The sequence below is a fragment of the Erythrobacter sp. genome, assembly GCF_038133525.1.
Lineage (GTDB): Bacteria > Pseudomonadota > Alphaproteobacteria > Sphingomonadales > Sphingomonadaceae > Qipengyuania.
Genome location: NZ_JAYPTL010000078.1, coordinates 2077 through 10211, shown reverse-complemented (window position 1 = coordinate 10211; position 8135 = coordinate 2077). Strand labels below are relative to the sequence as shown.

Here is an 8135-nt window from a genome sequence, read left to right as displayed (position 1 = left end):
GCAGGAATTCAAGCCGCACAACGACTGGTTCTACACCGACCAGGAATATTGGAAGATGGAGCGCAACCGGGGCGGCCAGCGCTGCTGGACGGCGATGGCCTTCCTCAACGAAGTCGAAGAAGGCGGACATACCCATTTCGTCGAAGTGGGTGCCTCGATCGAACCCAAGCCGGGCGTCCTGATGGTGTGGAACAATGCCACGTCCGAGGGGGTCCCGAACGAAGGCACGCTCCACGCCGGGACCCCAGTGATCAAGGGCAGCAAATACGTGCTGACCAAGTGGTACCGCACGCGCAAGCACAGCTGACGCGTCAGTCGGCGTCGCCCGAGAGTTCTTCTTCGACTTCCTTCGCCGTACGCATGGCGATCCGCACCAGGCGATCGACCTTGCGCGACAGGCGCAGGATTTCGAGCTGCGTCCTGAGATTGACCTCGTAATCGTGCCGCGCCGCGATCCTGTCCTTCGCCGCCTGGCGGTTCTGGCTCATCATGATGATCGGCGCCTGGATCGCCGCCAGCATAGACAGGATCAGGTTGAGGAAGATGAAGGGGTAGCCGTCGAAGGGCTTGATCCCCAGCGCACCGAGCACTTCGCTGTTGATCAGCATCCAGGTGAACAGCACCACGCCGAAGGCGATGATGAAGGCCCAGCTACCACCGATCGCGGCCACCCTGTCGGCCATCCGCTCGCCAAAAGTGGCGTGCAGTTGCGCCGCTTCCGAGGCATCGATCCCGATATAGGTCCCCGCGGCGACGCGAGAGAGGACCTCCTGCTCCTCGATGTCGAGCTCGTCGAGCGAGCGGCCAAGCAACTCCTTGGCCAGCCGCTCGATCTGCTCGGCGTCGTTCATCGCGCCAGCGCCTCCGCGATCAGCTTGCGGCTGTTCGCGATGCCGTAAAGCGCAATGAAGCTGCCCATTCGCGGTCCTTGCGAGGACCCGAGCAGCGTCTCGTAGAGAGCCTTGAACCAGTCGCGCAGGTTGTCGAAGCCGAACTCCTCACGCTTGCCGATCTCATAGACTTCGGTCTGCAGGTCTTCCGCGCTGGTATCCGCAGCAGCCGTAGCGAGAAAGGCGTCGAGCACCTTCAACGCCGCGGCCTCATTGGCAACCGGCGCCCGCTTGTGCAGTGTCGGCGCGATGTAGTCGCGAGTATAGGCCACCGCGGTCGCGATCAGCGCCTCGAGCTCGTGCGTTACCTTGCCCGCACCGATGTAGCTTTCAAGATACTCGCGCAAATTCGCTTCGGTTGCCTCGGTGCCCAGCACGCTCGCAAGGTTGAGCAGCAGGCCATAGGTCACCGGCAGGCTATCGCCCGCACCCGGGGCTTCCTCAGCCTCGAAACCGCCATTGGCGCGAAGCAGGTGCCACGCCGGATTGCCCAGCTGCTTGTCGAGTTCCTGCGTCGGCAAGGTGCTGCGGAACTGCCAGTAGTCATCGACCGCGCGCGGGATCACGCCCACGTGGAGCTGCTTGGCGCTCTTGGGATTGGGGAAGATATAGAAACCCAGGCTCTCTTCCGAACCATAGGTCAGCCATTCCTCGATTGTCAGGCCATTGCCCTTCGACTTGGAGATCTTCTCGCCCTTCTCGTCGAGGAAGAGCTCATAGATCAGGCCCTCGGGCTTCCGCCCGCCAAGTACCTGCACGATCCGGCCCGACTGCGTAACGCTATCGGTCAGGTCCTTGCCGCACATCTCGTAATCGACGCCCAGCGCATACCAGCGCATCGCCCAGTCGACCTTCCATTGCAGCTTCGACATGCCGCCCAGCGCCGATTGTTCGATCACACAGCCGTCTTCGTCGGTGAAACGAACGATCCCGGCCTCTGCATCGACCACCTCGACCGGCACTTGCAGCACCTTGCCGCTGGTTGGGGATACCGGGAGAACCGGCGAATAGGTCTTGCGTCGCTCCTCGCGCAGCGTGGGAAGCATGATGTCGAGGATTGCCTGGTTCCTGCGCAGCACCTGGCGCAGCGCATCGTCGAAGGCACCAGAATTGTACTCGTCGCTCGACGAGACGAACTCATATTCGAAACCGAAGCGATCGAGGAAGTCGCGCAGTCGGGCATTGTTGTGGTGCGCGAAGCTTTCGTGTGTGCCGAAGGGATCGGGGATGCGCGTCAGCGGCTTGCCGAGATTTGCCTCAAGCACCGCCTTGTTCTCGATATTGTCGGGCACCTTGCGCAAGCCGTCCATGTCGTCGGAGAAGGCGACCAGCCGCGTCTTGCCGTCTTCGGGCTTCGCCCCGATCAGCGCTTCGAAAGCGCGACGGACCAGCGTGGTGCGCAAGACTTCCTGGAAGGTGCCGATATGCGGCAGGCCCGAAGGGCCGTATCCCGTCTCGAACAGGACCGGCGACCCGTCCGGCTTCACGCCGTCGGGATAGCGTTTGAGAAGCTTCTGCGCCTCCTGGAACGGCCAGGCCTTGGATACGCGTGCAGCTTCGATCAAATCAGTCATGCTCATGCGGAGTGCCTTTGCCGCAAGACCGCGCTTTCGCAAGTGCGAAGTGTTGGACCGATGTTGGAACTGTGCCCGAAAAACCCGGCCCGATGGAACACATGGAACACGGTCCTGGCAACAAATCTGGCGCTTGCTGCCCGAACTTCGATCCGAGAGTTCGCGGGCGTGGATCTGGAGATATGCATGACGCTAATTCTAAGGGGTCCAGATGCTGTAGGACAGGACCCCGCCGGCAATTCGCGACCTGGCCAAAAATTGTGCTTGACCCTGACATGATGTAAAGGTGCATTTCACACATCGGCAAAGGAGAAAGCCGATGAATTCGCATCATCACCACGATCATAGCGGGTGCCACCATGGGCATGCCCCGGCACAGCATGAAGCCAAAGCGGTCGATCCGGTCTGCGGCATGACCGTCGATCCCGATACCACCCCCCATCACACGCAGCACGCGGGGCAGGACTATCATTTCTGCAGCGCATCCTGCCTGACGAAGTTCAAGGCCGATCCGGTCCGCTGGCTCGAACCACGGGCCGATGTGACAGCGGATGCGGTGCCCGAGGGCACCATGTGGACCTGCCCCATGCATCCCGAGATTCGGCAGGATCACCCCGGCGCCTGTCCCATCTGCGGGATGGCGCTAGAGCCGGAGATCGCCACTGCAGATACCGGCCCCAGTGAAGAGCTGCTGGACATGACGCGACGGTTCTGGATCGGTCTGGTCCTGGCCCTGCCGGTCTTTGTCCTGGAGATGGGAAGCCATCTGTTCCCGGCGTTGCATCAGCTGGTGCCGATGGACCGTTCGGCATGGCTGCAGTTCGCACTCGCCACGCCGGTGGTACTGTGGGCTGGTTGGCCATTCTTCGAGCGCGGCTGGGCATCACTGGTCAGCCGACACCTCAACATGTTCACGCTGATCGCGATGGGAACGGGCATCGCCTGGCTCTACAGCGTCGTTGCGCTGATGGCCCCGAACGCCTTCCCGGAAACCTTCAGGGGACCGGGCGGAATGGTTCCGGTCTATTTCGAAGCCGCATCGGTTATCGTGGTCCTGGTCCTGCTGGGGCAGGTGCTCGAACTACGCGCCCGCGAACGCACCTCCGGCGCGATCAAGGCCCTGCTTGGACTCACTCCCAAGACGGCCCATCGCCTTGGCGATGATGGGTCTGAAGCCGAAGTGCCGCTGGAAGACGTCATGGTTGGCGATCTCCTGCGCGTTCGGCCGGGCGAAAAGGTTCCCGTCGACGGCAAGGTTGAGGAAGGGCGTTCGACCCTTGATGAGGCGCTGGTCACCGGCGAATCCATGCCGCTGTCCAAGGAAGTGGGTGACCATGTCATTGGCGGAACGATCAACCAGACCGGTTCGCTGATCATCCGTGCAGAAGCCGTTGGTCGCGACACGATGCTGTCCCGCATCGTCCAGATGGTGGCTGAAGCGCAGCGATCGCGCGCACCCATCCAGCGCCTGGCTGACCAGGTGGCAGGTTGGTTCGTGCCGGTGGTCCTGACGGTAGCGATCCTGGCCTTCGCCGCATGGTCTATCTGGGGACCGGAGCCGCGCTTTACCTACGGCCTCGTCGCCGCGGTGGCGGTGCTGATCATCGCCTGCCCCTGTGCGCTGGGACTGGCCACACCCATGTCGATCATGGTCGGTGTTGGTCGCGGGGCCTCGCTCGGCGTCCTGATCAAGGACGCAGCCGCGCTGGAACGATTGGAAAAGGTCGACACGCTTGTGGTCGACAAGACCGGCACCCTCACCGAGGGCAAACCCGCGCTTACGCGCATCGTCCCTGCACCCGAATGGGAAGGGAACGACCTCCTGCGGTTGGCGGCAGCTGTCGAACGAGCTTCGGAGCATCCGCTGGCGAAGGCGATCGTCGAAGGCGCACTCGATCGCGAGATCGACATCCCGAGCGTCTCCGATTTCGACGCTCCAACGGGCAAGGGAACTTCGGGTACAGTCGAAGGCCACAAGGTCGCTTTGGGCAACGCCCGCTTCATGCACGAAATCGACGTTGCAATCGAAGCGATGGAAATGGCCGCAGAGGACCTCCGTGGCGATGGCGCTACGGCTATCTTCGTAGCCGTCGACGGCAAGATTTCCGGCGTTCTGGCGGTCGCTGACCCGATCAAGCCCAGCACTCCGGCAGCGCTTGCCGCGCTTAAGAGAGCAGGCATCCGGATCGTCATGATGACCGGCGACAATCGCACGACGGCGGAAGCGGTCGCCCGTCGCCTCGAAATTTCCGAGGTCGAAGCCGATGTCTTGCCCGACCGCAAGGGCGAGGTTGTTGCCCGGCTGCGCAGTGAAGGGAAGGTCGTGGCCATGGCCGGGGACGGCGTGAATGACGCCCCTGCGCTGGCCGCGGCCGACGTGGGTATCGCCATGGGCTCAGGAACCGACGTGGCAATGGAAAGCGCAGGCGTCACCTTGCTCAAGGGCGATCTCAACGGAATCGTTGCAGCCATCGCGCTGAGCCGCAGGACGATGCAGAATATCAGGCAGAACCTGTTCTTCGCCTTCTTCTACAACGCCCTTGGCGTGCCGGTGGCGGCGGGTGTCCTGTATCCGATCTTCGGGATCCTGCTGTCGCCGATCATCGCTGCAGCAGCCATGTCGCTTTCCTCGGTCAGCGTGGTCGGCAATGCGCTGCGTCTAAACCAGGTGAAGCTATGAATATCGGCAAGGCATCACGGGCCAGTGGCGTGTCCGAACGGATGATACGCCACTACGAAACGATTGGACTGATCCCGCCGCCAGCGCGGCGGGATTCAGGCTATCGCGATTATTCCGACGCCGATGTCCAACGATTGCGGTTTGCCGCCAATGCCCGCGATCTCGGCTTCCCGATCGAGGAAATCCGTGAGTTGCTGAGCCTGTGGGGCAACGACCAGCGCACAAGCGCCGACGTCAAGGCGCTTGCCCTGGCGCGTGCGGATGAACTGGGGCGCAAATCCGAAGCACTTGCCGCGATGCGCAGCGCCCTGCTCGACCTCGCGAGCAAGTGCCAGGGTGGCAACCGGCCCGATTGCCCGATCATCGAGAAGATCTCCGAACAGAAACCATCGTAATTGCCGGGGATGGGCTCGACGCAACCCCCAACGTCGAATTCGCCCGTGTTTACTTTGCGTTCCGGCCCTCGCATGGTCGGCACGTGAGCGCTCCCCTGCCCCTCCCCTCGCTGCACGCCAGCCACGCCGGAACGTGGCTGCGCGATGCCAATGGCGGCACGCGCGGATGCTCGAAGGGCGAGGCGGTCATGGCCGCAGCGGACACTCCGTTGCTGATGATGAATGCCCCACTGGTGGCAAGCCGGCTGGGGTATCCGGACCTTTCGGGCCTCGACCTGCTCGAGCTGTTCGCCTTCGTCCATCCGGCGAGATTCTGCGTGCCGACGCCCAAGGGGCTCGCCCATGCTCTGGGGCTGGAAGAACCGACGGACGACGCTGCAGTCCCGCTGTTGCTGCAGCAGGCAGCGGGCGCGTTGGTCGCAACATGCGAGAGCGAGGCATGGGAACAGCGCGAAGGCGCCTGGTCCGTGCTGCAATCGCTCGCCCGGCTGCGCTGGCCCTGGGCGGGAGTAATTGCACCCCATGTCCGCCAACCGCAAACCGCGGAGAAATGGCTGTTCTCGAAGCTGCCCGAATGGGAAGAAACCCCGGATCGCCCCCAGCCGCAGCAGGTGTTGATCGAGGAAGCCGAGATCGAAGGCCAGCTCGAACGGTTGACGGGCGAAGGGGCCGAACGGCGCGAAGGTCAGCGCGATTTCTCGAAGAATGCCGGCAGCGTCTTCGCCCCGCGCGATCGCGAGCGGCGTCCGCATATCCTCCTCGCCCAGGCCGGGACCGGCATCGGCAAGACGCTCGGCTACCTCGCCCCCGCCTCGCTGTGGGCGCGGTTGTCGGGCGGCACTGTGTGGGTTTCGACCTATACCAAGAACCTCCAGCGGCAGCTGCGACGCGAAAGCACGCGGGCCTGGCCCGCCACTCGCCCCGATGGCTCGCCGCCGGTGGTGGTGCGCAAGGGGCGCGAAAACTACCTTTGCCTGCTCAATCTCGAAGACGCGCTGCAAGGCGGGTTTGCCGGGCGCCCCGCGATCATGGCGCAGCTGGTGGCGCGCTGGGCCGCCTATTCGCAGGACGGCGACATGATCGGCGGCGACCTGCCCGGCTGGCTCGGCACGCTGTTCCGCAAGCGCGGGATCGCCGCCCTGACCGACCAGCGCGGCGAATGCGTCTATGCCGGGTGCCCGCATTACCGGAAATGCTTCATCGAGCGCAGTGCCCGCGCCGCCGCGCAGGCCGACCTCGTCATCGCCAACCACGCGCTGGTAATGGTCAACGCCGCACGCGGGCGCGATGCCGCCAATCGTCCCACCCGCATCGTGTTCGACGAGGGTCACCACGTCTTCGATGCCGCCGATTCCACCTTTTCCGCCGCGCTGACCGGGGCCGAGGCGATCGAGCTGCGCCGCTGGATCATCGGCCCGGAAAAGACCAGCCGCGGTCGGCGCCGGGGCCTTGCCGCGCGGCTGGCAGATGTCGCGAGTTATGACGATGCAGGCGGCGAGGCCGTCGAGGCCGCGGTGGAAGCAGCGCAGGCCCTCCCCTCCGAAGGCTGGCTTGGCCGCATCGGCGAAGGCACACCACTCGGCCCGCTCGAAGCGCTGCTCGCGCAGGTGCGCGCAGTCACCTACGCCCGTGACGAAAGCGGTCAGGAAGCCGGTTACGGCATCGAGACCGAAACCTCGCAGCTCCCGGGCGAACTGGTCGAGGCTGCCACCACCGCCGCCGAAGCTCTCGCCGATATCCGCAAGCCGCTACTCAAGCTGGCAGGGCGGCTCGAGGCAGTGCTCGAGGACGCGCCCGACTGGCTCGACAGCCAGGGTCGGGCACGGATCGAAGGTGCGCGACATTCGCTGGCCTGGCGCATCGACCTGATCGCCGCATGGGAGGCACTGCTTGGGCGGCTTGGCGGACCCGCCGATCCCGAATTCGTCGATTGGCTGGCGGTCGACCGCAACGATGCGCGCGAATTCGACGTCGGGCTCTATCGCCACTGGCTCGATCCGATGAAGCCGTTTGCCAAGACCGTGCTCGAACCGGCCCATGGAGTCCTGTTGACCAGCGCCACGCTGACCGATCGCGACGAGGCGGGCCCCGACTGGGCGCATGCCATCGCCAAGAGCGGTGCGCTGCATCTCGACTTGAAGCCCCGGACCACGCAGGCGGAGAGTCCGTTCGACTATGCAGCGCGCGCCGAAGTGCTGATCGTCACCGATATCCGCAAGGGCGATATCCCCGCCCTCGCCGGCGCCTATGCACGGCTGATCGAGGCGAGCGACGGCGGCGTGCTGGGCCTGTTCACCGCGATCCGGCGGATGCGAGCGGTCTATGGCCGCATTGCCGATCGGCTCGCGCGCAATGGCTTGCCGCTCTACGCACAGCATGTCGATCCGATCGACACGGGCACGCTGACCGACATCTTCCGTGACGACCCGCGTGCCAGCCTGCTGGGGACCGACGCCCTGCGCGACGGGGTGGACGTCCCCGGGCATTCGCTGCGCTGCGTGGTGATGGAAAGCGTGCCCTGGCCACGTCCGACCATCCTCCACCGCGCACGCCGCGCCGCTGCGGCCGAGCAGGAGGGTGGCGCGCAGCGCTATGA

At 64.4% G+C, this 8135-nt stretch carries 6 protein-coding genes; 4 read left to right on the top strand and 2 right to left on the bottom strand.

Going from position 1 to position 8135, the window contains the following annotated elements:
• Nucleotides 1-307 (top strand): 2OG-Fe(II) oxygenase (locus AAFM29_RS15295; RefSeq protein WP_341713648.1); only part of this gene is annotated, 307 nt, incomplete at its 5' end.
• Nucleotides 308-311: 4 nt separating this feature from the next.
• Here the strand turns inward: AAFM29_RS15295 and AAFM29_RS15290 are convergent.
• Complete coding sequence (locus tag AAFM29_RS15290; protein ID WP_341713647.1) at nt 312-851, bottom strand: DUF1003 domain-containing protein; 540 nt, start codon at nt 849-851, stop codon at nt 312-314.
• The gene (locus AAFM29_RS15285; protein ID WP_341713646.1) at nt 848-2470 is read right to left on the bottom strand and encodes a lysine--tRNA ligase; all 1623 of its coding nucleotides are present in this window, start codon (nt 2468-2470) and stop codon (nt 848-850) included. Before AAFM29_RS15285 ends, AAFM29_RS15290 begins: the two co-directional genes overlap by 4 nt.
• Nucleotides 2471-2783: 313 nt before the next feature.
• Between AAFM29_RS15285 and AAFM29_RS15280 the strand changes: the two genes are divergently transcribed.
• From AAFM29_RS15280 to AAFM29_RS15270, 3 genes are all read left to right on the top strand, one after another.
• Nucleotides 2784-5144, top strand: coding sequence for a heavy metal translocating P-type ATPase (locus AAFM29_RS15280; protein WP_341713645.1), 2361 nt, complete (start codon nt 2784-2786; stop codon nt 5142-5144).
• Nucleotides 5141-5539 (top strand): Cu(I)-responsive transcriptional regulator, encoded by a 399-nt coding sequence (gene cueR / locus AAFM29_RS15275; RefSeq protein WP_341713644.1) that lies wholly within the window; start codon nt 5141-5143, stop codon nt 5537-5539. Before AAFM29_RS15280 ends, cueR begins: the two co-directional genes overlap by 4 nt.
• Before the next feature lie 83 nt (nt 5540-5622).
• A partial coding sequence (locus AAFM29_RS15270; RefSeq protein WP_341713643.1) for an ATP-dependent DNA helicase occupies nt 5623-8135 on the top strand: 2513 nt, incomplete at its 3' end.

What these genes read in the sequence shown, in the direction of transcription:
- AAFM29_RS15285 (WP_341713646.1), bottom strand. Translation starts at nt 2,470, where the DNA reads ATGAGCATGACTGATTTGATCGAAGCTGCACGCGTATCCAAGGCCTGG.
- AAFM29_RS15290 (WP_341713647.1), bottom strand. Translation starts at nt 851, where the DNA reads ATGAACGACGCCGAGCAGATCGAGCGGCTGGCCAAGGAGTTGCTTGGC.
- AAFM29_RS15280 (WP_341713645.1), top strand. Translation starts at nt 2,784, where the DNA reads ATGAATTCGCATCATCACCACGATCATAGCGGGTGCCACCATGGGCAT.
- cueR (WP_341713644.1), top strand. Translation starts at nt 5,141, where the DNA reads ATGAATATCGGCAAGGCATCACGGGCCAGTGGCGTGTCCGAACGGATG.